The following is a 23,851-nucleotide window of genomic DNA, read 5'->3' as shown; positions in this document are numbered from 1 at the left end:
GCTGCCCTTTTCGTTTTGGCTTAACCCGAATTCGTGACCCTGTCTTCAACCCGCTTGACCAGCGCAGTACTTAGCCGTTCGCTAAATCCCGACAGGAAGGCGAAGACAAGCACGATGGAAATCTGCTGACCTGCGTCGGCTGATTGGCTGATTTGGTCGAGATCATCAATCTTGTGCAGCTCATCAAGGGGGATTGGCAACATCCCGGCCCTAAGCGCTAAAAGTACGATGATCGCAAAGCAGAACCCCATGCACGGCCGGAACAAGAAATTAAAGAATACCGAAGCCGGTTCCATTTCCCCCCACGGCACATCCTTGCCAAGCCGCATCATCATGCTGGTCAGGGCACCAATGGCACCGAAACTGCCAACCACGAACAACAGGTCGTAGCTGAAACCAAACAGTTTTCCGTTGCCGGTGCTGATAAGGTTGTCGACCTGCACAAAAAGCAGGACCGCAAAAACAAGGACAATCGGCGAAAGTGCCAAGGCAAGGGCGGCGATACGCAGGCTTTTGTTAAAGGCCACTTCAACCGGATTTGCCAGTGGCAACTTGGGCCGTTCAAGCTGTTCGTGTTTGAGATCGTTTAGATATCCCTGCACGAAACCGTCTCGGCCCTGATTTAATGCCAGAAGCATGATGATGGCATCCGATTGCTTTCTATCCTGAGCGGCCCTGGTATCGGCATCCTCATCTTCGCGCCACCAACGCAGGAAAGACCGGATCACCATCGAGGATCGCCATCCCTGACGGGTGGCAACCACATATTCGATCATGCCTTCGATGTCGGCGGGACCAAATGCACCCTCGCCCGCGCCGCCGAATGGAAATCCAAGACGTCTTTCCTTGTGGTCGCTTTGCGCGTCACCATCCCCGCTCTCGGGCTCTTTGGTGCCTTCGACAAACTCTGCATCCATGACGTGCCGCCGACGCGGCACAAGGCCGATCACCGGACAATGGGTAGGTTCGTAGCTATAGGGATGATGCGGGTAGCTCATGGAATGCCATCTTCACGTTATCGGGACAGAACGGCTCTGTCCTGTAAGACGGTTGGGATGTGGTGGTGTGAAAATTTCGGTTATGCAAGACAATGTGAACAGGTTTGCTCTGCCTGCGGTGCAATTGACTTGAAATGTGCCCCCATGCACCGCTATGTGTGTGCCACGTTATCAAAACCCACTCTGGCAAGGAGTTCGCACACGTGAATACGGTCAAGCCTGTTCATATTATTGGCGCCGGTCTGGCGGGCAGCGAAGCCGCCTGGCAATTGGCAGAAGCCGGTGTGCCCGTCATCCTGCATGAAATGCGCCCGACGCGCCCGACCGATGCACACCATACCGACAAATGTGCTGAGCTGGTCTGTTCGAATTCATTCCGGTCCGATGACAAGGAATACAATGCTGTCGGCCTGATCCATGATGAAATGCGCCGTGCCGGTTCGATCATCATGCGGTGCGCTGATCAGCACAAGGTACCCGCCGGTGGCGCACTGGCCGTTGACCGCGAAGGTTTTTCCGAGGCCGTTACAAACGCGCTTGAAAGCCATCCTTTGATCACGATGGAGCGCGGTGAAATTGATGGTCTGCCGCCAGAAGAATGGGAACATACCATCATTGCGACCGGACCACTGACATCCGGTGCGCTTGCCGATGCCATTCGCAAGGCAACCGGCGAGGAAAGCCTTGCCTTCTTCGATGCGATCGCACCGATTGTCTATAAGGACAGTATTGATTTCGATAAGGCATGGTTCCAGTCGCGGTATGACAAGGGCGATGGCAAGGATTACATCAATTGCCCGATGTATGAAGATGAGTATAACCGCTTCATCGACGCCCTGATCGAAGGCGAAAAAACCGAATTCAAGGACTGGGAAAAAGACACCCCCTATTTCGACGGATGCCTTCCGATCGAAGTCATGGCCGAACGTGGGCGCGAAACGCTGCGCCACGGCCCGATGAAACCGGTTGGCCTGACCAACCCGCATAATCCAAAAGAAAAGCCACGCGCAATCGTTCAGCTGCGTCAGGATAATGCGCTTGGCACGCTTTACAATATGGTCGGTTTCCAGACCAAACTGAAATACGGCGCGCAGGTCGAAGTGTTCCGCACCATTCCGGGGCTGGAAAATGCCGAATTCGCCCGTCTTGGCGGCATTCACCGCAATACCTTCCTGAACTCGCCACGCCTTTTGGATGGGAATCTGCGCCTTAAATCACGTCCTGATCTCCGCTTTGCCGGACAGATTACAGGCTGTGAAGGATATGTAGAAAGTGCCGCCGTCGGTCTGATGGTTGGTCGGTTTACAGCTGCCGAAAAAGCAGGGAAAACCATCCCGACGCCGCCGCTTGCAACCGCCATGGGTGCCCTATTGAACCACATCACCGGCGGTGCCGATGAAAGCACCTTCCAGCCGATGAATGTGAATTTTGGTCTGTTCCCCGATCTTGATCTCAAGAAACGGGTCAAAGGCCGTGATCGCAAGAAGCTTTATAGCGATCGTGCCATTCCGCTGTTTGATGAGTGGCTCAGCACCGTGAACGCAGGCTGAAAAATCAAAAGCCGCATCGAAAGTGATGCGGCTTTTTTCTTCGACCCGACAGGTGCGATCAATAGCGATCAGGTTGGCGTGTCAGCTTACCCGTAACATCGCGGATTTGTTCCCCGTCACGGAACCTGCGAAAGATCAGATCAAGATTGCCGTCATCGTCGAGCGTGCGCTTGTAGACCTGCATTTCATACCCGCCTTCATCATTGATATAAAGCGCGTGAATGGTGAGGGTCTTGTCAACAATCCGTGCCCAGAAAAATGGTTCGCCTTTGAGCGGGTCATTGGGAATGCGTTTTCCGAACAGCCCCGAACGCATGGCGCTGCCATAGATGTCGGCACGCTCGGTTGCGTAAAATTCAACATCCAGAGATACGGTTTTTTCGCGTCCGTCTGGCTTGTGGATGACCGTTGACCAATCGACGATAAAGCCGCGTTCGGTCTCCTTGATGACCACATCAAGATCACGGGCTTGAAGCTCGTTTTCGGCATGCTCGATGGTTGTGCCATGATAGGAACCCACGAACGGCTCGATGCTCGCGGCACGGGCCTGCGAAACAGTGATGACAGACAGGCACAGCAACCCGACAAACATCAGGCCGCCAAACCACCGTTTCCGGGTCTTTTTTATCAAATGTGCCATCTTGGTCCTCATGTCGGGCATGCCCGTATCTTGCGCCAGATATCAAAGGGTTACCAACGCTACCACGTACAGTTCAGTGCTGTCCTGATCTTTGTTGTCACTCTAAGAGATATTTATACAATGGTCATGTGACAAGCGATATCGGATCAATATCTCTTGAGCATCCCGTTAAGGGTCAACCGCAGACTTGCCGGTCGCGCCAAACCGAATTCGGCAGAAAACGGATCATATCCGGACTTGGCAAGCTTGCGCAGGTACCCGTCGGCTAAAACCACCGGCAATGCCGCGGCGTGGGCCTGTTTTGGCAAAGCGCTGCGATGTTTGCGGGCTTCGGCAATGCTGGCATGCGCCAGTTCGGCCAGTTCGCGAATGAATTCGCGGATTTCCTGTTTTTTGCGGAATTCAAAAACGTCGCCTTGCGCGACTTCGTGATGCTCCATCCGATCTTTTGGCAGATAAAGGCGTTTTGATCGGCCATGGAACACGATGGCCCGCATGATGCCGACCAGGCCATACGCATTGCCTGCAAGCCGTGCCGCATAGTCTGCATCGTCACCACCTGCCCCAAGCAGCCTTGACGCCAGAACACTGATCTGCCCGGACGTTTGATCAATATAGCGATCAAGTTCCTGTTGGGTGGCAGGTTGGCGATCTTCAAGATCAAACTCGCGCGCGGCAACAATCGCCTCAAGGTCGGCGATATCGAGGTGCCCGTCCTTGACCAGGTCAGCCAGTGGCTCAACAACTTCGTGCTTGCGCACCTGCCCCGCGCCCAATTCGGTCAGGGTGTCACGCCACCATTGCAAGCGGATATGGCCCAGCATGACTTCACTGACCATCTCTCGCGTTTTGGAGACTTCCTGATTAAAGGCGTACAGCGTGAACAGAGATTCCCGTTTTTCCGGTGCCGCAAACAGCGCACACAGGAAACGGTCCCGGTCATGGCGCCTGACATAGTCGGCACAGTGGGAAAGCTTTGGCGTATCGGGCATTTATCCTATCCGATCTTACGTTCTGAACGTTGATCGTCTTTTGGGCTGTTGATGATTTCCGGCATGCTTTCGACATATAGCGATTGCGACGGGAATGCGAAAGCTGCGTCCTCTTCCTCGACAATACGTTTGAAAGCAATGATGTGACGGTTGCGAATATCGCGCCACGTCACCCAGTCAGTAGTTTTGGTGAAGTAATAAAGATCAATATTGATCGAACTGGCACCAAAGTCTGACAAATGCACCATTTGGGCGACATCGGTCTGGGCGACATCTTCATCGTTCTTCAGAAAATCGCGCAGCTTGTCGATGATCGCTTCCATTTGTTTGGCGGTCGTTCGGTATTCCAGACCAATCACCATCTTGATCCGACGATGTGTCATTCGCGACCAGTTGATCACAGGCGAATCAACGATCTGGGCATTTGGCATCGTAACCAGGGCCTTGGCAAAGGTACGTACCTTGGTCGCCCGCAGGCCCACGACCTCAACCGTTCCTTCGAAGTGCGGTGTTTCGATCCAGTCGCCGCGCTTATACAGGTTGTCGGCGAAAATCGTCAGGCCGCCAAAGATATTGGCAACAGAATCCTTTGCCGCCAACGCAACCGCCATCCCGGCAAGACCAAGACCACCCAGGAACGCTGAAACATCAATGCCCCAGTTTTCCAGAATGATAACGCCGCCAATAACGACGATCAGGGTTTTCACACCGCGAATGAAGAATTGCCTGAGATCATCGCCAAGCCCGGCACCAAACCGGCCGACCAGCCGATTTAACGATACCCCCAACGGCTCCACGGCCCGAAACAGCGCCCAAAAGACACAGAAGCCGGCCGCGACTGAAATAGCCTCAACAGCAAAGGCATCAATTTCTTCGGGGAGTGTTAGCACCTCGGTTGCGAAATAAATGCCTAGCAGCATGAACAAAGCTTGCAAAGGCAAGGCAAAGGCATCAAGCACATTGCCCATCATACTTTCTGAGCGTTGCTGTGCAATCCGACGCAAGATAGCAAGTGCACCACGCACCAGAACCCGCTTGAAGATAAAGAAAACAAGCAGCACCAAGGCAGCACCGACAAGCCTTCCGATCTCCCCGCCGCCAAGCATATCGACCCACGAATTCATGTGGCCGATCACCTCTTCGTTCAGGTTGTCCAGTTCGGTGGTGATTTCATCCATGGCTTGTAAGCTGTTCTGATGTTAAGGTTATTACGACTTCTGACTTGGTACGACTATGTAGCACATCGTTCTCTGGCCTCTGTATAACAACTAAATTGGCTCAGGCATATGGCATCATTTGCGTCCGGAAGCTTACACATTATCGGCGGCGGTCTGGCCGGTTCGGCACTTGCCACCTGCATGGCCGAGGACGGCTTTGACGTGACGCTATATGACGAAGCCGAGCCATTTGAAAGCCGCTGGACGCGCGGCATGCACACTGCACCTGAAAGCCACAAAACAGCAGAGCCAGAGATATTTTATGATCCGTCGGGGCTGGTTGCCGACTTCTTTGCGGGCTACCCGGAAATTCCCGCGAAACTGATCAGACCGGCCCATTGTGTGATGGGATTGAAACGTGGGCGTCGCAAACCCGCCATTGTATCGCTTGATCAGGGTATATCGCGGGCGCTGATTTACCGGCGGATAAGCATTGCTGCGCGTGCCTATACCGCACTGACACTTTGGCAACAACGATCTACCAGTGAAGAAAACCGGCTCGACAGCACGTTCTCATCGGGTGCATTTGACTCTGACGACAAAGCCCATCAGCCCGGCACCTATCATCGTGATGCGCTTACTGTTCTGGCCGAAGTTCTGTTTTCCATGCCTGCCCACCGATGTTCAAAATCCCTGTTGGCACGGGTTCTGGTGCCAAGGTTGCGCGAGATGCTGGCGCGCCATCATGAACCGGTGTTTGCGGCGATTGATCCGATTATCCTCAACGATATTGCCCTGCCTGCCCTGCGTGAACGGTTCCTTGCTGCGGGTGGGACCATCAGAAGTCGAACAAAACTTGGCGATATCGACAGCACTTCGGACTACGCGACCGATTTGCTGTTCGAAGATGACAGTCAGATTGTTCTGAACCCTGATGATGCCGTTGTTCTGGCCCTGCACCCCAAACCATTATGCGATGCGGTACCCGATATCGGTATATCTCCCGCACCTGCGCATCGGCGCTGCATGACGTTTGAAATGCGCAAACCATTTGCGGAACCACAAGCCCTTCTGGTCAGTGATGATATCGTGCGTGCGATCTACTGTAATCGTCGACATCTTCAGGTAAGCCTGAACAGCAGCTTGCAATTGCAAGATACCCAGAACGCTGATCAATTCGCGCAGCTTGTCTGGCAACGTTGTGTTTGGCTCTGTGACCAGTACCTTAATCTTGATTTGCAAACGCGATCAGATAATGCGGACAATGCACTGCATCCCAACCACTTGTTCATCAACGCCGAAGCTCCGTTTCCTGAAATGACGCCGGGAATGGCTGCCAGTCGACAGCAACTGCGGGCACCATGGAAAAACGTATTTCTGTGCGGGGATGTCTTCCCGATTGATCAGGCCCCGGGACCGGCGGCACTTTTTTCAAGCGTTCTTGATATCCGCCATGAACTTCAAAAGTTCTTTGCCTAGGGTCTTATCGTTTAGACAGCAATCATCGCCGCGGCGACGCGACGCGCCTCGGACACCAGCACATTGTAGGTCCGGCAAGCAGCACCGGTATCCATTGGTTCGATGACAATACCGTGCGGCTTGAGCGCCTGGCGCCACTCAATCGGGACAGGTGTTAGACGTGTCCCCATGCCAAGCAACAGGATCTCGATTTCGTCGGCCTTTTCGATCACACGTGAAAAAGAGTCCGGCGTGATGTCGTCTTTTGTCGTAACGTTCCATGAATAGACGGCTTCAGGAAACAGCAGGATCGATCCCGTAACCGTTTCTTCGCCAAATCGAAAAATGCCGTCGCCATAGCTGGTGACCATTTTACTGCCTTCGGCGACCAAGGTACTTACTTCAAGAGACATGCTGGCCCCATTTGCGGTTGTTCAATTGATTTGAATTGGACTTAGTCTGGATTTCACGCAGTGTCGAGGTGCTCTTCGGTAATTTTTCTGCGCCACAGAATGAACAACCCGGATAAAACGACGATACCGCAACCGATCATCATCAACATGTCGGGCTCCTCGCCAAACAGGATCATGCCCAATGCAATACCAAACAACAACCGGGTGTACCTAAATGGCGTAACTGCCGAAACATCGCCACTGCGCATCGCTTTCATTAAGGCAACATAGGCAAACGCCCCCATCAGGATTGCGCCAACGAAATACAGAACGCTTTGCATACTCATCCACGTAAAAGCTTTTCCATCCCACAATGAAAACACGATGCCAGCCAGGATAATGGCCACAAAGCCGTAGAAACCCAGGATCGACGTGCTTAGTGATACAGGTGCGGCACGGCTGGCAAGATCACGTCCGGCAAAGCCAATCGTGCCAATAACAGCAAGCAGGGATAACGCAGAAAAGCTGTCAGCGGTCGGACGCAAAATAATCAAAACGCCAATCAATCCGACGATGATTGCCGTCCATCTTCTCCAACCCACCTTTTCGCCAAACAGGATGGCGGCTCCAAGAACGACAATAATCGGCGTTGCCTGAAGAATTGCGGTCGTCGATGAAAGTGGCGTTAATGCCAATGCGAGGACATAAAACAACCGGCCAATAACTTCAAAAACGATCCGTATGCCCATCGCACGCGACAGCACATCAGGATTAAGCAAGCGCTGTTTGTTGATCCGCGCGACAACTGCAAACAGGATCGCCCCACCGACCCCAAACACAACCAGGACCTGACCGACGGCATGGGCTTCTGAGACAGCCTTAACAAACGCATCCTCAAAGGAAAACGCCACCATCGCAGCCATCATCCAGATGCTGCCGATCAGATTTGCGCGATGTTCGGGGTTAGACGCGATATGGGGTTTCATCGGTTGCAGCCAGTTTTTAATGGACTTTTTATCGGCTATCTACGGACGGAAACCAAAGACCGCAAACGATCAAATCCCGCAAAGAAATGGCCGGGTTTGTTTTCTCACAAACCCGGCCATAGTGTAAATGTCTATAAATCCAACCCGGTTGATCAGGCGCCAGCTTCCTGGCCTTCTTCTGCCTCGGGAATTTTACGTTTGAGGCGAAGGACGATCAGCAACGGCGACGCGACACAGATCGAGGAATAGGTCCCGATCACGATGCCAAAGATCAACGCCATGGTGAAACCACGGATCGCTTCGCCGCCAAACACGAACAAGGCAATAAGTGCCAGCAACGTCGTAAAGGACGTCATGGTCGTGCGTGAAAGCGTCGAGTTGATCGACAGGTCCAGCAAATCCGGGATTTCCATCTTGCGGAACTTGCGCAGATATTCACGGATACGGTCAAACACAACAACCGTATCGTTGATCGAATAACCGGCAACCGTCAGAACCGCTGCCAAGGTCGCCAGATCGAACTGAACACCGGTGATTACAAAGAAACCGATGGTGATCAAGACGTCATGCAGCAAGGCTACAACCGATGCGACAGCGAACTGCCATTCGAACCGAACCCAGATATAGACCATGATCAGGAACAACGAGATCACGACCGAATAGAACCCGGCTTCCTTAAGCTCGCCACCGACTTTCGGACCGACAAGTTCACTACGGCGAATGGTGACGTCATCGCCAAGTGCGTTGGTGACAGCCGCAAGGGCCGCCATCTGGGCTTCTTCATCACCATCCTGGCGCTGCAACTGGATCAGGACATCATCCGGCTCGCCGAATTCCTGAATGGAAACATCGCCAAGGCCGAGGCTGCCAAGATTGTCACGCAGTGCGTTGATATCAGCCGGGCCATTGGTCTTGATTTCGACCAGAATGCCGCCCCGGAAATCGATCCCGAAGTTAAGGCCCTTGGTGAAGAACATACCGACCGAGGCCAGCACCATCAGCAAAGACGCGATATAGAATATCTTCCGGAATTTAAGGAACGGGATATTCACGTCATCCGGGATAAGATGTAAAGGTTTCATATCTTCCCTGTTCCCTTCCTTAAATGACCAACTCGGTCGGACGGCTGCGTTTTACCCATGCTGCAATCAGCAGTCGGGTCAGCCAGATCGCCGAGAACATTGAGGTGATAATGCCGATGGCCAGTGTCACGGCAAAGCCCTTGATCGGACCAGATCCGAAGCTAAACAGCACAAGGGCTGCAATCAGGGTCGTGATGTTGGCATCAAGAATGGTCGACATGGCGCTACGATAACCGGCATCAATCGCATTGATGATTGTACGGCCGTTGCGGCGTTCCTCGCGGATACGTTCAAAGATCAGAACGTTGGCATCAACCGCCATACCGACGGTCAGAACGATACCCGCAATCCCCGGCAGGGTCAGGGTCGCCTGAAGAACCGACATCACCGCCAGAACAAGGATCAGGTTCATCATAAGCGCAATGTCGGCATAGACGCCAAACCGGCCATAACTGATCACCATGAAGGCAATCACAAAGACCAGACCAAGAACGGCAGCAAATTCGCCGGCCTCGACCGAATCCTGACCAAGGCCCGGACCAACCGAGCGTTCTTCAAGGATCTGCATCGGTGCAGGCAATGCACCAGCACGCAGAAGCAGCGAAAGATCGTTGGCTTCCTGAACGCTGAACTGGCCGGTAATGATACCATTACCGCCAAGGATCGGTTCGTTGATGCGTGGTGCGGAAATCACTTCACCATCAAGAACGATGGCAAGGCCACGACCGGCATTTTTACTGGTGATATCGCCAAATCGCGCACCGCCTGCCGCATCAAAGCGGAAGGAAACAACCGGACGACCGTCACTGAAGGTCGGTTGAGAGTCGACAAGGTTGTCACCTGAGACAACGATACGACGATCAATCAGGTATTCACGGATACCATCGCCTTCATCTGCTGAGGGCAGGATCATGGTTCCCGGCGGAAGGCCGGTCGCACGTGCATCGGCGGCCGTTTTTTCGTTATTCACAAGATGGAAGTTCATCTTTGCGGTACGGCCCAGGATGTCACGCAGGCGTGACGGATCATCAAGACCCGGAACCTGAACAACGATGCGGTTTTCGCCCTGGCGCTGGATGGATGGCTCGGTGGTACCCAGTTCGTCAACGCGACGACGGACAACTTCCAGCGACTGTGCAATCGCGCGGTCAATCAGTTCGCGATAAGCGACTTCGTTATAGGTCACAACGATGTTGTTCCCCTCGCCGCTCAGTTCGGTATTCGGTTCCGCGGTGCGCGCGATTTCACGCGCCTTTTCGACGTCATCGGCCCGCAGAATGGTAATCTCGGCACCGTTCGCCGTGGCTTCACGCGGACGGTTACGGATTTGTTCCTGACGCAGTTCAGTGCGGATCGCATCGGCAAGCGCGTCATAACGTTCGCGCAGGACACTGTCGGTGTCGACTTCAAGCAGCATGTGCGAGCCGCCACGAAGATCGAGGCCGAGATTGATCTGCTTGCCCGGCAGGTAACTGGACTCAGTCGCCAGAGTGCCCGCCGGCAGGAAGTTTGGCGCAGCGTAGATTACGCCCAAAGCACACACCAGAAGGACCAGTGCTGCTTTCCATTTGGTAAAATAAAGCATGTGTTTGTGACCGGATCTGTCAGGGTCAACCTTGGTCTGGTTCCAAGGTTCTTGGAACAACGGGTATTTGGTACCGCTTCAGGCCACCGGCAAAATGCAAGAAGGCGGAGCCAACTGCCCCGCCTCACTTGATACGAAGAGATTAGTCTTTCTTGGTCTCTTCTTCTTTTTCTTCTTTTTCGTCTTTGGCATCGCTTTTGGCCGGTTCGGTTTTTGAAAGAACCGTTGAAACCATGCCACGTGCGACTTTGACTTTCACACCTTCGGCGATCTCGACCGACAGTTCATCGTCGCCAACAACCTTGGCAACGGTACCAATCAGGCCACCGGCGGTGACGATCTTGTCGCCACGACGGATCGCCTCAAGCATTGCCTTATGTTCTTTCTGCTTTTTCTGCTGAGGACGAATAAGCAGGAAATAGAAAACAACAAAAATCAGGATCAGCGGCGCAAACTGCATCAGTGCACCAGCACCATCTGCACCACCAGCGGCCTGAGCGTAAGCCGTCGAAATAAACATTAGGAACTCCTAATTCCTCAGAACAAAAAATATCAACTGCCGGAATATAACGGGGTGTTACGCCAAAGCAAGGGAGAACCGGTTTCAAAGCGGTAAAATCGGCACTTGTGTGCTTTTGTTCACCTTGTGTTGCACGAAGGCCCTTAGAACAAACACTTCCATTGGCATCCTAATGTGCTAGCTTTCCGGCCAACAAAAAACGTCACCGGAAAAAAGAAACACCCAAGAGGCCCCGATGAGTAGCGATTTCGATAAACTTTTGCCCACACTCGAACGAATTGCCGCAGCACTTGAACGCATGGCACCGCCCGCGCGCGCCAAAAACGATCTGAGCGCTGCCGACGCCTTTGTCTGGCAGGCACGAACAGGCTACTTGCAACCGGTTCGGAACGTGAACCGGGTCGATATCGGGCTTCTTCAGGGTATCGGGCAGCAAAAGGAAATCCTGTATAACAACACCAAGCGCTTTGCCGATGGCCTACCGGCTAACAACGCATTGCTTTGGGGCGCGCGTGGAACGGGTAAAAGCTCCATCGTCAAGGCGATGCATGCCAAGATCAATGCTGAAAGCCCGGCATCACTGGCACTGGTCGAAATTCATCGTGAAGATATTCCGACCCTGCCCGACCTTTTGCACATCCTGCAAGAAGGCGGTCGCCGCACAATTTTGTTCTGCGATGATTTGTCTTTTGACATGCATGATGAAAGCTACAAGTCGCTGAAGGCGGTTCTTGATGGCGGCATTGAAGGCCGCCCAAAGAATGTGATCTTCTATGCGACGTCAAACCGCCGCCACCTGATGGCGCGTGACATGATTGAAAATGAACGCTCCACGGCGATCAACCCGTCCGAGGCGGTTGAAGAAAAAGTATCCCTATCGGACAGGTTCGGTCTTTGGCTTGGTTTCCACAATATCTCGCAAGACGTCTATTTCGAGATCATCCAAGGCTATGCCAAGGAATTCGGGATCGATATCCCGACCGAAGAGCTGCATGCCCGTGCCAAGGAATGGACCGTTACACGCGGCAGCCGTTCGGGCCGTGTTGCCTGGCAGTTTATTCAGGAAGTCGCGGGCGAACTTGGCAAATCGATCGATTAGCCAACACTGAAACAGCGCAAAAACGGAAAACACCCGGGCAAATTGTCCGGGTGTTTTTGTTAGCGCGACACCATCACGCTTGGCAGGAACTTGATCGGGTCAGACGACTTGCGACCCTGGCGGACTTCGAAGTGAAGCTGCGGGAACGTCACGGCCCCAGTCGTGCCAACCGTCGAAATCTTTTGACCACGCGTCACAACATCACCACGGGCCACCAGCGGGCTTTCGGTGTGTGCATAGGCGGTCACAAAGTTATCCGCATGCTTGATCAGGATCAGGTTGCCAAAACCGCGTAACTCGTTGCCGACATAGGTCACAACACCGTTATCGGCGGCAAGTATGGGCGTACCGCGATTGGCCTGAATATTGATACCGTCATTAAACAGGCCACCGGTCCCAGCACCGTATTTCAGAACAACCTTGCCCTGAACCGGCCAGATGAAACCTTTACGCGCAGATGGATCTGCCAAGGTGACATTCTGACGCACAGAGCTGCCCTGCCCGGCAATCGGTGTCGATTTGCTGTCCGTCTGCCAGCTGCGGGCGGAGGCTATCTGACGTTCGGCAGCAGCCGCATAGTCCTGCGGTTTCAGTCCAGGTGTCGGAATGCTTCCGCCATTGCGCGGTGAGACCCGTGCGACGGTCGCCGTCGGCCGCGCAGTCTGGACGGGCGCACTGGTCGATTTCGCCGGAACGCTTACCACCTGACGCTTTCCGCCAATTGTGACGGTTTTGGTCGGTGTGCTTGATCTGGACGCAACCGCTGTATCTGGTGGCAGGCTGTCGTAATTGGGTGTCCACGGCGGCAGGACAAGGCGCTGCCCCGGATAGATCACATACGGTTCGCGAAGTTCATTGCGGCGGGTGAACTGCATAAAGTCCATGTGATAGCGCACGGCAAGCTGCGAAACTGTGTCGCCCGGCTCGACCGTGATGACCCGTTCCCCGTTCTTGAGCTTTGGCATGCTATAGGGGCTGTAGCTCGCCCCATCGCCATAAACCACCGGTACCGGCACGGAATTGAGCAAACAGCCGCCAAGCGCCGCACTTGCTGCACAAACAAGCAACAGGCGTTTTCCGTGATAAACAGCGCTTTTGACACAATTTTCCATCATGTTTCTGATTATCTCCGATCAGCGGTTAACAATCAGTAAGCATCAGGGTGTTCAGGTTGGATTTAAACGGGCTGACGGGTGTCAGAATTCCTCGGTACCCGGAAGCATGGGAACGAACCGGACAGGCATCAGTTCGGTAACATCGACACCGCTTGGCGTACGCAAGACACGCAACAAAAGCTGTGTGTGGGATACTTCCCCCACCGGCACGACCATGATGCCACCAACTGCAAGCTGATCGACAAGCACCGGCGGAACGTCCTGTGCTGCCGCCGTGACAATAATGCGATCAAACGGTGCCTGCGCTTTCCACCCAAGCCCGCCGTCGGCATGCAATGTCGAAATGGTGTGCAGGCCCAACTCGCGAAACTTGTCCTCTGCCTCGCGGAGGAGCGGCTTGTGACGTTCCAAGGTATAAACACGCCGGGCGAGCTTGGCCAGAATCGCTGCCTGATAACCAGAACCAGTGCCGACTTCGAGCACCTTCATACGGTCATTAAGCTCAAGCGCCTGTGTCATCAGGGCCACGATATAGGGCTGTGAAATCGTTTGGCCCTTGCTGATCGGCAATGCGACGTTTTCCCAGGCCCGGCTGACGAACGGGTCGGCGACAAAAATCTCGCGCGGGATGTCAGCCAGTGCAGACAACACGGCTTCATCGTGAATGCCATCATCACGAAGGATCTGCAACAGGTTGGCTATGGCGGTTTCGCGCGTAATCACCGGCTCGTTCACGGAAAGGCCTTCGTCAGTTTTTCAAACGTATCGTAGTGGGTGAAATCAAGGCTGATCGGGGTGACAGAGACGTTGCCCTGCTCGATCACGCGCAGATCAGACTTTTTGTCTTCTGGCAGTTCAGACTGAATAGCCCCGATCCAGTAATATGGCTCGCCGCGCGGATCAAGGCGTTCGGCGATGTGATCACCGATCTTGCGCTGCCCTTGTCTTGAGATTTTTATCTCTGCACCGCCATTGGCTTCGTGATCCGGGAAATTGACGTTGATCAGAACGCCTTTAGGCCAGGTTGTCGTGACCAAAGTTGCCAGAACATCCTTGAGGTATTTCTCGGCAATCGTCCAATCAATCATGTCGCCAGAGAAATACTGTGAAAACGCGACCGCGGGCACATTAAGCAAAGTTGCTTCCATGGCGGCGGCAACCGTCCCCGAGTAAGTCACGTCTTCACCAAGGTTGCCACCCCGGTTGATCCCCGAAAGCACGATATCTGGTGGGTTGTCGCGCATGACCTGCTGCAAGCCAAGCAGAATGCAATCGGTTGGCGTACCATCCACAGCAAAATGCCGTTCATCGCGTTTATGAATACGCAATGGACGGCGCAGGGTCAGGGAATGCCCCGCCCCGCTTTGTTCCATCGACGGTGCAATCACCCACACATCATCGGAAAACTCGCGTGCGAGCTGTTCCAATATCTTGATCCCGGGCGCGTCAATGCCATCATCATTACTGATCAGGATGCGTGCTTTGGTGAGATCCATCATGTCGGTATCGTCCTAGCCCGCCGAGATTACCTCTAACCCGCCCATATAGGGTTTGAGCGCATCAGGAACACGGATCGAGCCATCCGCCTGCTGATAGTTTTCCATCACGGCAATCAGGCAACGACCAACGGCAAGGCCAGACCCGTTCAGGGTATGAACAAACTGGGTCTTTTTGTCACCGGCAGCACGATAACGTGCATTCATGCGACGCGCCTGGAAATCACGCGTGTTCGAGCATGACGAGATTTCGCGATATTTGCCCTGTCCCGGCAACCAGACTTCGATGTCATAGGTTTTTGCCGCCGAGAACCCGATATCGCCGGTGCAAAGAATAACCGTGCGATACGGCAAGCCAAGACGTTCAAGGACTGTTTCCGCACAGCGCGTCTTGCGGGTCAGTTCCTCGTCAGATTTCTCTGCTTCGACCACCGAAACCATTTCCACCTTGGAAAACTGGTGCTGGCGGATCATGCCGCGCGTATCACGGCCCGCCGAACCGGCTTCGGAACGGAAACACTGGGTCAGTGCGGTATAGCGCAGCGGCAGTTTTGCCTGATCGATAATGTCACCTGCAACCTGGTTGGTCAGGGTCACTTCTGACGTCGGGATCAGCCAGTAATCATTGGTGGTTTTAAACGAATCCTCGGCGAATTTCGGCAACTGGCCGGTACCAAACATGGCGTCATCGCGCACCAGCATCGGCGTGATGGTTTCCTGGTAACCATGTTCGCCTGTGTGCAGATCCAGCATGAACTGTGCAAGCGCACGTTCGAGCTTGGCCAAACCGCCACGCAGAATGACGAACCGCGAACCAGACAGTTTGGCTGCGGTTTCGAAATCCATCATGCCAAGTTTCTCACCGATCTCGAAATGCTCGAGCGCCTGGAAATCAAACTCACCCGGGGTCCCCCAACGATTGACTTCGACATTGTCGTTTTCGTCTTCGCCAACCGGGACTTCGGGATCAAGAATGTTCGGGAAGGACGACAGCAAAAGATCAAGCTGGTCATTCAGCGATGCCTGACCGTCCTCGGCTTCCTTGATCTTGTCCTTGAGCGTGCCCATTTCGGCCATCAGGTCGTCGGCATTTTCGCCATTCTTGCGCAATTTGCCGATCTCGCCGGAAATCACCTTACGGCGGGCCAGCATTTCCTGATGTTCGGTCATCAGTTTACGGCGTTCAACGTCGATATCGATCAGACGCTGTGCGGTAACGTCCTGTTTGCGCGCAGTCATTGCTGCGTCAAAAGCCTCGGGATTGTCCCGAATCCATTTAATGTCGTGCATCGAAGAGCACCCTGTCAGTCTATCTGTTTGTGGCTTTATACGATGGGGTGGACACAAGGTCCACCCCGTCAAATCGGACGGTTCAGGCGGGGGATTTCAATCAACGGGCGTTGTTGAAATCATCCTCGCCGTCATCATTGTTCGACGGTCCGGACAGCTTCGGCGCATCCCCCTCGTCGTCGGAGGATCGGGTCAAGGAAGTCTGACCGTCATCATAGGATGCAGCGGCCTCACCTTGTGCGTCGACACCGTCTTGCGCCGTTGCGACTGCGGTTCCGGTTGCGGCCTCTGCCTCGCCGTCGTTATCATCTGAATCCGTCTCGTCATCCTCATCCGCGTCATCGTCCGCGTCATCGTCCGCGGCGGCTTTCGCACGCTTACGCTCGGAAATGCGCGCCATGATGATCGAGATTTCATAAAGAATGATAATCGGAATGCCCAACCCGATCTGGGAAATCAGATCCGGCGGGGTCAGAACGGCGGCAAACCCGAATGCGATAACAATTGCGTACTTACGGCGACGTGCAAGACCATCCGCGGTGACGATGCCGGCACGCGCCATCAACGTCAAAAGAACCGGCAGCTGGAAGCAAAGCCCGAACGCGAAGATCAGCTTCATGACCAGCGAGAGGTATTCGCCCACCTTGGCTTCAAGCTGGATCGCAAGGTTTGATGCGCCACCCGCCTGTTCGAAACTGAGGAAGAACTTCCAGGCCAGCGGCATGATCAGGTAGTAGACCAATGCACCGCCCATCAGGAACAGGATCGGGGTCGCAAAGATGAATGGCATGAATGCCGAACGTTCGTTCTTGTAAAGACCCGGCGCGACAAACGCCCAAAACTGTCCGAGGAATACCGGTGCAGAGACAAAACAGGCCGCGAAGAACGAAACCTTGACGTAAGTGAAGAACACTTCGGTCAGGGCGGTATAAATCATGCGCCTGTCGGGCCCCATGATTTCTGCAAGCGGTTGGACGAGGAACCCGTAGATATCCTCGACAAAGTAATAGCAGACACCAAAGGTAATAAACAAAGCAAGAACCGCCCAAGTCAGGCGGTTTCTCAGCTCGATCAGATGCTCCATGATCGGCATCTGTTTGTCATGCGATTGCATGTTCACGCCTGGCTCTCCGGCTGATCTTTTTTCTTGCTGTCATCTGCGGGCGAACCCGTTGTCGTTGCCGGTTTTGCAGCATGAGTATCAGCCTTTTCGGCCGGTTTCTCTGCTTTCGGCTTGGACTCGGTCTTTTTGCCGTCGCTTTTGGGACTTGAGATTTTGCTTTCCAGAAAATCGGTCGGATTGCTATGCGAACTGTTGACCTGCTTGCGTAGATCATCAAGTTCCGCTTCACGGATGATGTCATCAATTCCGCTCTGGAATTCACGCGCCATACCGCGCACTTTTTTCCAGTAGCCCGCCAATTTGTACAGCAGATGCGGTAACTCTTTGGGGCCGACGACAAACAGTGCGACGACGGCCACAAGAGCCATTTCGGTCCAGCCGATATCAAACATATGACACGCCTATCTGAAGGAAATCCGACAGACGATCAGGATTTCACAGAATCCTTTTCATTGTCCTTGCTCTCGGATGAAACCGAAGCAGAGGTCGTGTTTTCGATGGTCTTGGCCGAAGCGCCTGCATCTTCTTCTTTTTCGTTGATGCCCGCTTTGAAGCTCTTGATGCCTTTGCCCATGTCACCCATCACTTTCGGAAGCTTGCCTGCGCCGAAGATGATCAGGACAATCGCAAGAATCAGAACGATTTGCCAAACGCCAATACCCATAACTTAAATCTCCAAAGATCCATTCTGCCTGCCGGCGACTTGCCCGGATAATGGCAGAAAGCCCCCCACTGTGCAATGCGACGGTTGGTTAATAACCATGCAGTGCAAAATACCTGTTTAATGTGCGTCTTTCTGTCCGTCGAAACAGGCCGAAACCCGGTCCGCGACGACGCATCAGGTCATAGGAAACACGAAGGCCATGTCGGGATCAAGCGTAATAGCGACAGATGGCTGATTAATCGGTGAAAAGCGTCGCGGGACACGCGCGTGAATGTGGGCACCGGCCTCAAGTGTCAGGTGAACCAGATTGACTTCACCAAGGACACGCACCGCATCGACATGCGCCAAAACGTCATGCCCGTTCAGCGCTTCGCCGATATGAAGGCCTTCTGGCCGGATCAGAACTTCCACTTCAGTGCCGTTTTCGATGCTTTGGCTATCGACATCACCAAACGGTGTCGCAACCTTGCCATCCACAACTGTCCCCGGGAAACGGTTTACCTCGCCAAAGAATGAGGCCACAAAACGGCTTTCAGGCCGGAAATACAGTGTTTCCGGTGATCCGTCCTGCATGATCTGCCCTTCATTCATGATGATGATCCGATCGGCCATATACATGGCTTCCTGCGGATCGTGGGTGACCATCACAGTGGCGATCCCGGCATCCTTAAGAACGTGTAAGGTGGTATCGCGCAAATCCGCACGTCGTGCGACATCAAGACCGGAAAAAGGTTCATCAAGCAGCATGATCCGCGGTTTCGGCGCAAGCGCGCGCGCTAAGGCGATGCGCTGCTGCTGACCGCCAGAAAGCTCGTGTGGATAGGCATCGAGATATTCTGACATGCCGACCTGTTCGAGTGCCGCCTTGATTGCACTCATGCGATCAGTTTCGCTGAAATGACGCAGGCCAAATCCGATATTCTTCGCCACATTCAAATGCGGGAACAGGGCATAGTCCTGAAAGACCATGCCGACACCGCGCTTTTCGGGCTCTACATAGCCACCCGGCTGGGCGACAATCTGGTCATCAACGGAAATCGCACCAACCTGAAGCTTTTCAAGGCCAGCCGCCAAACGAAGTGCTGTGGTCTTGCCACACCCCGACGGGCCAAGCAGACACACCAACTCGCCGGGGGCGACATCAAAGCTGATATCGCGCAAAACGCGGTTCTCGCCGAAAAGGTGAGAAACATGCGACATCTTCAGGCCGTCGGTCATCGAAAACTCTTCTTACAACAGGGATCGGGCACCCGCAGGTGCAAATGATTTGCGAAATCTTTCGTGGAACTTAAGGTCAGCGCCCGTGTGATGCAAGAAGATGGATCAATTGGTTTTGGGATCGTGATCGCTTACTTGGGCGTCTTCATCGTCCGCAAGGTCCTCAAGGTCGTTCTCGCGTGCCCTGCCCGGTACCTGTTCATCATCGTCATACAGGTTCGGATTGTCTGAATAGATGGTTTCATCCAGATCGTCGAGATTGCGGGTGGTCAGGGCCTCTTCGACGACAGAATCGGTGACCTCACCATCATCGATCAGATCCGGCAACGCTTCATCATCCGAACTTGCACCATAACGGCCCATACCCGGTCGACTATCAAGCAGCCCTGCCGCCTTGAGATCCGCCAGCCCCGGCAGGTCGTCACGGCTTTCAAGACCAAAATGATCAAGGAAGTTATCTGTTGTCGCCCAAAGAACCGGGCGCCCCGGCACCCGTTTGCGCCCACGCGGACGGATCCATTTGGATTCAAGCAGGATATCAAGTGTCCCCTTCGATAGCGCAACACCACGAATTTCCTCGATCTCGGATCTTGTGACCGGCTCGTGATAGGCAATGATGGCAAGGGTTTCCAATGTCGCACGCGTCAGTTTCTTGGCCTTTTCGACCTCGATATGAAGGTCCCCAGCCAGGTCCATCGCGGTACGAAATGCCCACTTGTCGCCAATCTGTTTAAGGTTGACGCCACGCGGCTCATAGGTTTCGGCAAGCGCGTGCATGATGGCGCCAACATCCGTGCCCTCGGGCAAGCGTGCGGCGATCACCCGTTCACTCACTGGTTCGGCAGAGGCGAACAAAACGGCTTCAACAATGCGAATATGTTGAAAATCAATCTCCGGACCGAATTCGACGCCTTCGATTTCAAGCTGCGTTTCTTCGCTCATTGCGTGCCCCTGCCCAACTTATTTCTTAAACGTGTCTGCGTCGTAGTTATAATTGCGCGGTAGATCCCCTTCCCGCACAGTCTGTGGCGATCGCAGCAGAATCGGCCCAAAGGTCTCTTCTTGTGAGATTTCCAATTCACCATCGCGGCACATTTCAAGACTGGCAACAAAATGCGCCGCCAATGCAGAGCGCGCCTTAAGCGGCGTTCCAAGCCCGCGCGGCATGAATTCAAGCAGCCGTGTCCATGTCGGCACCACGCGGCGGCCAAACAAATCGCGCAACCGTTGGATGGCATCATCCATCGCGTAAAGATCAAATGCCTCGATCTCAAGCGTTTTGCTTTCCGATGTCAGCATGATCCGCGCATAAGCCTTCAGCAGGTCATAAAGCGACGCGTCATAGACAGACGCCGTTGTAACCCGGACCTCCTCAGGATCGCCACGACCAAAGAAATCACGTCCCAAATTGTGGCGTTCCAGAAGTTTTTCGCCGGCCGCTTTCATCGCCTCAAGGCGTTTCAGCTGGAAGGCAAGAAGCTCTGCCATTTCCTCGGCACTGAGTTCTTCTTCGTCACTTTCCTGTTTTGGAAGCAACAGGCGCGATTTCAGGTAGGCAAGCCAGGCGGCCATCACCAGATAATCCGCCGCCAGTTCAAGACGCAAACCCTGTGCGGTATTGATGAATTCAAGGTACTGTTCGGCAAGATCGAGAATGGAAATCTTGATGATATCGACCTTTTGATCGCGTGCCAGTTCAAGCAACACATCAAGCGGCCCCTCGAACCCGTCCAGATCAAGAATCAGGCGTTCGGCAAGGCTCGGTTCTTCGTCGACCGGTTTCTTGTCAAACACATCATCTGGAATTTCGAATTCGAACTGGTCTGCCATCTATCCCCGACTATCCCCCGCGTCTGTCGGCGTTCAGGCAAAGATATCTGCCAGAAGCCTGACCAGTGCATTGGCCGGTTCAAGCACCAACCACTGGAACACCGGCAGGTCTATACCAAGTTGCGTCGTGACATAGGGCAACAGAAAGACCAATCCGATCAATATGATCATGCCGGTTTTTTCCATACGCGCCAAGACCCGTGCAATCGGCATCGGTGAAATTGCGGTCAGAACCCGCCCACCGTCAAGTGGCGGGATCGGCAACATGTTAAACACCGCCAGAATGCAATTCAGCCAAAGTGACTGATTAAGCATCGTCGCAAGCCATTCATTGACCGCTGGCGAGAAGCTTGGCAGCCACACCAGAAGCAGGATTGATACAATGGCAAGTGCCACGTTGGTCGCCGGACCAGCAATCGCAACACCAATCACGCCCAAACGCTGCGGATGCAGGCGATGAAACGCTACGGGCACCGGCTTGGCATAGCCAAACAGGAACGGTGCGGCTGTTATCAAAAGCAATCCCGGGATCAGGATGGTACCAACCGGATCAATATGGCGGATCGGGTTCAGGCTCAGCCGCCCCATGCGTTGGGCCGTATCATCACCAAACAGCTTGGCGGCGAAACCATGGGCTGCTTCGTGCAACGTCACAGCAAGCAAAACCGGAATGATCCAGGTTGTCGCCGAAACGATCAGATCAATGGTGTCATTCACTTCTGATCATCTCCTGCTGACCAAACCGGTGCCAGAAGATCTGCAAGCCGGGCCTGCCAATCGGTAATCTGGGTGCTGCTTGGCGCGTCGTGTTTGAACGTGGCAATTTGGTTGGTAAAGCTCTGTGCGCGTTGCAAGGACTTACCGGTCAAAAGCGGTGCCATTGATACCACCTCTTCCATCTCGGTGCGTTTACCATTGCAATGAAGCGCAATATCGCACCCGGCACGCAGACATTCATGCGTCCGACTGGCGATGGAGCCACCCAGCGCCTCCATGGACAGATCATCACTGATCAGCAGGTTCTCAAAGCCGATCTCGCCGCGAATAATGTCCTGAATGACAGTTGCGGAAACTGTGCCGGGGCGTTGATCATCAATGGCGGTAAACAGCAGGTGGGCCGACATTGCCGCCAGCACATCCTTCATGTGCGCAAAGGGCGCAAAATCAAACTCGGACAGCGTCTCATGCGATACGGTGACAATCGGCAGGTCCTTGTGACTGTCTACCGTCGCGCGGCCATGTCCCGGAGTATGTTTGATGATCGGCGCAATACCACCATCCAGAAGGCCTGCGGCGACAGCACTGGCCAGCATCACAACCTTGCCGACCTCTGCCCCGTATGACCGGTCACCGATCACGTCACTCATACCGGGCAGACGAAGATCAAGAACAGGGGCGCAAGTTGTATTAAAACCGGCTTCGCGCAGGTCCATCGCCATCAACCGCGCACTGGTATAGGCAGCCTCGCGTGCATCATCCGGGTTTCGATCAAACAGATCACCAAACACACCTGCCGGCGCAATGCTGCGCCAATGTGGCGGTTTCAACCGCATCACGCGGCCGCCTTCCTGATCGACCAGAATCGGCACATTGGTGTTACCAACGATTTCGCGCAGTGCGTTGGTCAGGGCACGGACCTGATTGCGGTTTTCGATGTTGCGGGCAAACAGGATAAACCCGAACGGATCGGCTTCACGCAAGAAGCCCTTTTCCCAATTGCTGAGTTCCGTTCCCGAAACACCAAGAATGCAGGCACGTGGCTTTTTGACTTCAAGGCCGGACAATGAGGCACCCCACATTGCGTTCTTTCAAATCCGCACAAAGCTTTTCGGCAGCCCCGGCATCGCCAAGGGGACCAGCCTGCAACCGATAGAAGACACCTTTGCCTTCGATCTCAATACGTTGCACAAACATCTCAAGATTGCCAAGCAAGTCTTTGTTTTTCGATGACAACCGTGTCCATTCTGCTGCCGCCCCGCCTTCTTCGCGGACCGAGGCCAGCTGCACACGGAATGCGCCAGACGCAGGCGCCGCGGTCGTGGTTTGCGGTGCCGGGGCCGGTTCGGCTGCTGCTTGCTCCTTGGCCGGGGCTTCGGTCGTGCGGTTTTCAGCGGCGGCAACCGCCTTCTCGGCGTCAGTCAATTCTGGTGCTGTAATTTCCGGTGCTTTAACCGCAGGCTCTGCATTGCCGTCAGATTCGGCGTTTTGCGGTGCATTCGCTGTTTCGGTTGCGGCCGCTTCTGCCGGTGCCTCGGCCGTTGGATTTGGCTGGGTCGCCTTGGGCGTTGCCGAGACTTCCGGTACGCGCGGCATGTCCGGAAGTTCCTGCAACACGACATTTGCATCCGGATCAACGTCGCTTAGCTGGTCGTAGACTGTCGTTTCACGGTGGGGAACTTCCATTCCCCCCGGATCTTCCGGGCGAATTTTGATCGGTGACGGATCAGGAAGCAGGATCGGCAAATTGCCATCGTCCTGAATGGGTTGGCCCTGATTATAAAACCAGTAACCTGCCCCGCCCAGCGCGCCACCAACCACGACAACGCCAAGAAACACGGTAGCCAGCCTTTTGATCATGCTCTTGCTGGCGGGCTTTTCTGATCCATAGTGATCTGCACGCTCTGCATGAAGGTCGGCACCGTGTTCTTCACTCATC

25 protein-coding genes are annotated in these 23,851 nt (G+C 54.2%); 3 read left to right on the top strand and 22 right to left on the bottom strand.

Annotated elements, in window-relative coordinates:
• Positions 1-20: 20 nt before the first annotated feature.
• Positions 21-998 carry a hypothetical protein gene (locus tag AC5Q5A_RS05690; protein ID WP_493894642.1) on the bottom strand — a complete coding sequence of 326 codons (978 nt, stop codon included), beginning with the start codon at positions 996-998 and terminating at the stop codon, positions 21-23.
• Between the two features lie 203 nt (positions 999-1,201).
• Here AC5Q5A_RS05690 and trmFO point away from each other — a divergent pair, with 203 nt between their 5' ends.
• Positions 1,202-2,548 (top strand): methylenetetrahydrofolate--tRNA-(uracil(54)-C(5))-methyltransferase (FADH(2)-oxidizing) TrmFO, encoded by a 1,347-nt coding sequence (trmFO, locus tag AC5Q5A_RS05685; RefSeq protein ID WP_493894641.1) that lies wholly within the window; start codon positions 1,202-1,204, stop codon positions 2,546-2,548.
• Between the two features lie 58 nt (positions 2,549-2,606).
• Here trmFO and AC5Q5A_RS05680 read toward each other — a convergent pair whose 3' ends face one another.
• The 3 genes from AC5Q5A_RS05680 to AC5Q5A_RS05670 form a co-directional block, all read right to left on the bottom strand.
• Positions 2,607-3,188: a hypothetical protein gene (locus AC5Q5A_RS05680; RefSeq protein WP_493894640.1), complete on the bottom strand. Its 582-nt coding sequence runs from the start codon at positions 3,186-3,188 to the stop codon at positions 2,607-2,609.
• A 146-nt stretch (positions 3,189-3,334) separates the two neighbouring features.
• Complete coding sequence (locus AC5Q5A_RS05675; RefSeq protein WP_493894639.1) at positions 3,335-4,180, bottom strand: phytoene/squalene synthase family protein; 846 nt, start codon at positions 4,178-4,180, stop codon at positions 3,335-3,337.
• A gap of 5 nt (positions 4,181-4,185) precedes the next feature.
• Positions 4,186-5,358 carry a mechanosensitive ion channel family protein gene (locus AC5Q5A_RS05670; RefSeq protein WP_493894638.1) on the bottom strand — a complete coding sequence of 391 codons (1,173 nt, stop codon included), beginning with the start codon at positions 5,356-5,358 and terminating at the stop codon, positions 4,186-4,188.
• A 108-nt stretch (positions 5,359-5,466) separates the two neighbouring features.
• Here AC5Q5A_RS05670 and AC5Q5A_RS05665 point away from each other — a divergent pair, with 108 nt between their 5' ends.
• Positions 5,467-6,816: an NAD(P)-binding protein gene (locus tag AC5Q5A_RS05665; protein WP_493894637.1), complete on the top strand. Its 1,350-nt coding sequence runs from the start codon at positions 5,467-5,469 to the stop codon at positions 6,814-6,816.
• Between the two features lie 11 nt (positions 6,817-6,827).
• On the opposite strand, the gene AC5Q5A_RS05660 is transcribed toward AC5Q5A_RS05665, so the two are convergent.
• The 5 genes from AC5Q5A_RS05660 to yajC all read right to left on the bottom strand — a co-directional run bounded on the left by AC5Q5A_RS05660 (position 6,828) and on the right by yajC (position 11,360).
• Positions 6,828-7,208, bottom strand: a complete 381-nt coding sequence (locus AC5Q5A_RS05660) for an Mth938-like domain-containing protein (protein WP_064789251.1) — start codon at positions 7,206-7,208, stop codon at positions 6,828-6,830.
• A gap of 53 nt (positions 7,209-7,261) precedes the next feature.
• The gene (locus AC5Q5A_RS05655; RefSeq protein ID WP_493894636.1) at positions 7,262-8,173 is read right to left on the bottom strand and encodes a DMT family transporter; all 912 of its coding nucleotides are present in this window, start codon (positions 8,171-8,173) and stop codon (positions 7,262-7,264) included.
• Between the two features lie 152 nt (positions 8,174-8,325).
• On the bottom strand, positions 8,326-9,255 hold the full coding sequence (gene secF, locus AC5Q5A_RS05650) for a protein translocase subunit SecF (RefSeq protein ID WP_064781335.1): 930 nt from the start codon (positions 9,253-9,255) through the stop codon (positions 8,326-8,328).
• Between the two features lie 19 nt (positions 9,256-9,274).
• Positions 9,275-10,840 (bottom strand): protein translocase subunit SecD, encoded by a 1,566-nt coding sequence (gene secD / locus AC5Q5A_RS05645; RefSeq protein WP_008890997.1) that lies wholly within the window; start codon positions 10,838-10,840, stop codon positions 9,275-9,277.
• A 142-nt stretch (positions 10,841-10,982) separates the two neighbouring features.
• Positions 10,983-11,360, bottom strand: coding sequence for a preprotein translocase subunit YajC (gene yajC / locus AC5Q5A_RS05640; protein WP_493894635.1), 378 nt, complete (start codon positions 11,358-11,360; stop codon positions 10,983-10,985).
• 235 nt (positions 11,361-11,595) lie between these two features.
• On the opposite strand from yajC, the gene AC5Q5A_RS05635 reads away from it, so the two are divergent.
• Complete coding sequence (locus tag AC5Q5A_RS05635) at positions 11,596-12,459, top strand: ATP-binding protein (protein WP_493894634.1); 864 nt, start codon at positions 11,596-11,598, stop codon at positions 12,457-12,459.
• 59 nt (positions 12,460-12,518) lie between these two features.
• On the opposite strand, the gene AC5Q5A_RS05630 is transcribed toward AC5Q5A_RS05635, so the two are convergent.
• From AC5Q5A_RS05630 to AC5Q5A_RS05570, 13 genes are all read right to left on the bottom strand, one after another.
• Positions 12,519-13,574 (bottom strand): peptidoglycan DD-metalloendopeptidase family protein, encoded by a 1,056-nt coding sequence (locus AC5Q5A_RS05630; RefSeq protein WP_493894633.1) that lies wholly within the window; start codon positions 13,572-13,574, stop codon positions 12,519-12,521.
• A gap of 81 nt (positions 13,575-13,655) precedes the next feature.
• On the bottom strand, positions 13,656-14,309 hold the full coding sequence (locus AC5Q5A_RS05625) for a protein-L-isoaspartate(D-aspartate) O-methyltransferase (RefSeq protein ID WP_008890993.1): 654 nt from the start codon (positions 14,307-14,309) through the stop codon (positions 13,656-13,658).
• Positions 14,306-15,073 (bottom strand): 5'/3'-nucleotidase SurE, encoded by a 768-nt coding sequence (gene surE, locus AC5Q5A_RS05620; RefSeq protein ID WP_063089633.1) that lies wholly within the window; start codon positions 15,071-15,073, stop codon positions 14,306-14,308. Before surE ends, AC5Q5A_RS05625 begins: the two co-directional genes overlap by 4 nt.
• Before the next feature lie 12 nt (positions 15,074-15,085).
• Positions 15,086-16,360 carry a serine--tRNA ligase gene (serS, locus tag AC5Q5A_RS05615; protein ID WP_493894632.1) on the bottom strand — a complete coding sequence of 425 codons (1,275 nt, stop codon included), beginning with the start codon at positions 16,358-16,360 and terminating at the stop codon, positions 15,086-15,088.
• Between the two features lie 100 nt (positions 16,361-16,460).
• Positions 16,461-17,474: a twin-arginine translocase subunit TatC gene (gene tatC / locus AC5Q5A_RS05610; protein WP_493894766.1), complete on the bottom strand. Its 1,014-nt coding sequence runs from the start codon at positions 17,472-17,474 to the stop codon at positions 16,461-16,463.
• Between the two features lie 2 nt (positions 17,475-17,476).
• Complete coding sequence (tatB, locus tag AC5Q5A_RS05605; RefSeq protein WP_493894631.1) at positions 17,477-17,875, bottom strand: Sec-independent protein translocase protein TatB; 399 nt, start codon at positions 17,873-17,875, stop codon at positions 17,477-17,479.
• A gap of 35 nt (positions 17,876-17,910) precedes the next feature.
• Complete coding sequence (gene tatA, locus AC5Q5A_RS05600) at positions 17,911-18,147, bottom strand: twin-arginine translocase TatA/TatE family subunit (RefSeq protein ID WP_044829067.1); 237 nt, start codon at positions 18,145-18,147, stop codon at positions 17,911-17,913.
• Between the two features lie 174 nt (positions 18,148-18,321).
• Positions 18,322-19,365, bottom strand: coding sequence for an ABC transporter ATP-binding protein (locus AC5Q5A_RS05595; RefSeq protein WP_493894630.1), 1,044 nt, complete (start codon positions 19,363-19,365; stop codon positions 18,322-18,324).
• 105 nt (positions 19,366-19,470) lie between these two features.
• Positions 19,471-20,307, bottom strand: coding sequence for an SMC-Scp complex subunit ScpB (gene scpB, locus AC5Q5A_RS05590; RefSeq protein WP_493894629.1), 837 nt, complete (start codon positions 20,305-20,307; stop codon positions 19,471-19,473).
• A gap of 18 nt (positions 20,308-20,325) precedes the next feature.
• Positions 20,326-21,195, bottom strand: a complete 870-nt coding sequence (locus AC5Q5A_RS05585) for a segregation and condensation protein A (protein WP_493894628.1) — start codon at positions 21,193-21,195, stop codon at positions 20,326-20,328.
• A gap of 33 nt (positions 21,196-21,228) precedes the next feature.
• Positions 21,229-21,912, bottom strand: coding sequence for a site-2 protease family protein (locus AC5Q5A_RS05580; RefSeq protein ID WP_197147515.1), 684 nt, complete (start codon positions 21,910-21,912; stop codon positions 21,229-21,231).
• A complete protein-coding gene (nagZ, locus tag AC5Q5A_RS05575) occupies positions 21,909-22,979 on the bottom strand; it encodes a beta-N-acetylhexosaminidase (RefSeq protein ID WP_493894627.1) in 1,071 nt (356 codons plus the stop codon). The genes AC5Q5A_RS05580 and nagZ overlap by 4 nt, the downstream gene beginning before the upstream one ends.
• Positions 22,966-23,850 carry an SPOR domain-containing protein gene (locus AC5Q5A_RS05570; RefSeq protein WP_493894626.1) on the bottom strand — a complete coding sequence of 295 codons (885 nt, stop codon included), beginning with the start codon at positions 23,848-23,850 and terminating at the stop codon, positions 22,966-22,968. The genes nagZ and AC5Q5A_RS05570 overlap by 14 nt, the downstream gene beginning before the upstream one ends.
• Between the last annotated feature and the right edge of the window lies 1 nt (position 23,851).

The sequence above is a fragment of the Thalassospira sp. CA1 genome (assembly GCF_059052855.1).
The sequence above is the reverse complement of the archived record's forward strand: the minus strand, read 5'-3'. Positions and strand labels throughout refer to the sequence as shown.